Here is a 2,631-nt window from a genome sequence, read left to right on the forward strand (position 1 = left end):
AAATATCCCTGCCCTACCCATTAAACTATGAGCAATCGCAAGCAATCTATCACTATAGGATAACTTTACAAACTCATTGCCCCGAAAGGGGATGGAAACAAAAGATAAAAGTATGATTAGGCACTCTGCCTTCCCTTTACAAACTCATTGCCCCGAAAGGGGATGGAAACTCCCATCCTGCACCAATGTAGTATTGTGCAGAAGATTCTTTACAAAGTCATTGCCCCGAAAGGGGATGGGTGCGACTATCGGTTGCACGTAGAGAGTGAGTTCCTCAGAAAAACTCGTGGCAAGTGTCAAATGCCAGTACCCGCCCGAAGGGGCATTGCGGGTAACTGCGATGTTTCAAAGCTAGAGGGTAAAATGCGCGACATCAGCAAGCCGCACAGTTAGGTGAAGCGCTAGGGTAAAACTAGACAGGGTTAACAGATGTGAATCCTCGTTGAGGCATCGTGAAGAGGAGTTACCGAAAACGGCTGAGACGGTAAAAGGGGTAAAGTGATTCTGCCCAATCCTCAGAATCAGTAGACACCTTGAACCCCCGGTGTATAGAGGGAACCCAAGCTAGTTGCATCTCTCGCGTGTGATACGAAGTAACCCCAATGGGGTCTTTGAACTAGGTCGATGTCAAAAGTAGAGATTGGAGTAATCCAGCTTTAATCCCCCAGTGGGTGTAAGATGCCACAAGAAGCGAATGCTGCTATGTCGAAAGGCAACAGGAAATCATAACTGGGCAGATAGGTCAAATGACCAACTTGAAAGAGTGCTGACGTGTGGCGAGTGAATCCCTTGAAGTCTAATGCAATGGAAACCGAACTTCTTCGGGAAAAGTTAGGTGCAATTAAAAATTGTGAACGTAACCGGAAGAACTACTGACTGGAATAGCGTCAACTGGAGAAACGCGTTCCGAGTAGTTAGGCGACTAAGACAGAGAATTTTCAAGGCAACCATTGGCGGTAACTTGAAAAAGGTTGGCAGCCTTCAAAAGCTACTTATGCGTAGCTACTCTAATATAGTACTTTCCGTTAGAAGAGTTACGCAACTAAACCAAGGCAGTAAAACAGCAGGGGTAGATAGATTACTGGTAAAAACCCCGGCAGCTAGAGGGTGGTTGGTGGATATCCTCACCAAATTTATTCCTTGGAAGCCGTTACCAGTTAAGCGGGTGTATATCCGTAAATCTAATGGAAAACAAAGACCACTCGGAATACCTTGTATTGTCGATAGATGTCTCCAAGCCATCGTCAAAAATGCTTTGGAACCCTATTGGGAAGTGCACTTTGAGCGCACTTCCTACGGCTTTAGACCGGGAAGGTCATGCCATGATGCGATTGAAAGGATACATTCAATGTCAAAAGCCAACTCCACTAAAAAGTGGGTGGTAGACGCGGACATCGAAGGTTGCTTTGATAACATCTCTCATGTACCGCTAATTAATGCCATTGGTAATTTTCCAGCCAGAAAATTAATTCAACAATGGCTGAATGCGGGATATGTGGATAAAGGTGTTTTCCATAATACCAATGCTGGAGTACCTCAAGGTGGAATTATTTCACCTCTACTTGCGAATATAGCTTTGCATGGTATGGAATCTGCCCTCGGTATCAAGTACGATAAAAACGGTCATACGATTGGCGACCGTGGTATTGTGCGCTATGCCGATGATTTGGTGGTGTTCTGCAAAAGTCGGGAAGATGCTGTCAAAGCACATGACACCCTCCAAGAGTTTATGAATACTCGCGGTCTAACTCTATCGGAGTCAAAAACCCACATAGTACGGCTGTTGGATGGATTCAACTTCTTAGGCTTTCATATCAGACAATACCCTGATTCCACTACCAAAACAGGTAGGAAAGTATTAATCAAACCAAGCATTGAATCTTTGCAAAATATCCGGGATAAAATCAAACAAGTATGGCTTGATAATAAAAGTTGTAGTGTTGATTTTGTCATAGGCAAGCTAAACCCAATTATTCGGGGAATAGCTAACTATTATCGGACTGTAGTTTCCTCACAAATATTCAGTTCTTTAGATAGATGGATGTTTGTTAGGGAGAGAAGGTATGCCAAAAGAATGCACGCCAAGAAAAATCAATCTTGGTGTAACCGTCGTTATTGGGGAAGGCTAAATCTTGATAGAAGCGATTACTGGGTGTTTGGTGATAAGCGCACGGGAAAACATCTGCTCAAGTTTAGCTGGTTCAATATTAGGAGGCATCCAATGGTTAAGGGTGCTTATTCTACCGATGACCCAGAGCTAAAATCTTATTGGGAAAACCGTCAGAATATTAAATCTAAAAGTTTAATTCCTAGTTACCAGAAGCTTGCCCAAAAACAAGGATTTAAATGTCCTGTATGCGGGGAGTCATTACTCAATGATGAACCCATACAAAAGCACCATATAATTCCTTGTCATCAAGGTGGTAACGATACTTACGCTAATTTGGAACTAGTGCATTATTACTGTCATCAACAAATACATTCTCTAGTACAGAAACTCAATTCTGAACTCGATGATGAACTGAGTCTTTGGTAGCTTTAGGATTTGCTAAAGCCGGATGCTTGGTTAACTTGCTTGTCCGGTTTGTCGGGGGGAAAGGGATAGAAATATCCCTGCCCTACCCATTAAAC

General features: G+C 43.1%; 2 protein-coding genes. Both read left to right on the plus strand.

Annotated elements, in window-relative coordinates; all coding sequences use genetic code 11:
• The first annotated feature begins 162 nt into the window (after nt 1–162).
• Nucleotides 163–393, plus strand: coding sequence for a hypothetical protein (locus A4S05_RS41110; RefSeq protein WP_141699933.1), 231 nt, complete (start codon nt 163–165; stop codon nt 391–393).
• A gap of 457 nt (nt 394–850) precedes the next feature.
• Complete coding sequence (gene ltrA / locus A4S05_RS37705; protein WP_256091401.1) at nt 851–2,536, plus strand: group II intron reverse transcriptase/maturase; 1,686 nt, start codon at nt 851–853, stop codon at nt 2,534–2,536.
• Nucleotides 2,537–2,631: the final 95 nt, after the last annotated feature.

The organism is Nostoc sp. KVJ20 (assembly GCF_001712795.1).
In the GTDB taxonomy this organism is placed as follows: domain Bacteria; phylum Cyanobacteriota; class Cyanobacteriia; order Cyanobacteriales; family Nostocaceae; genus Nostoc.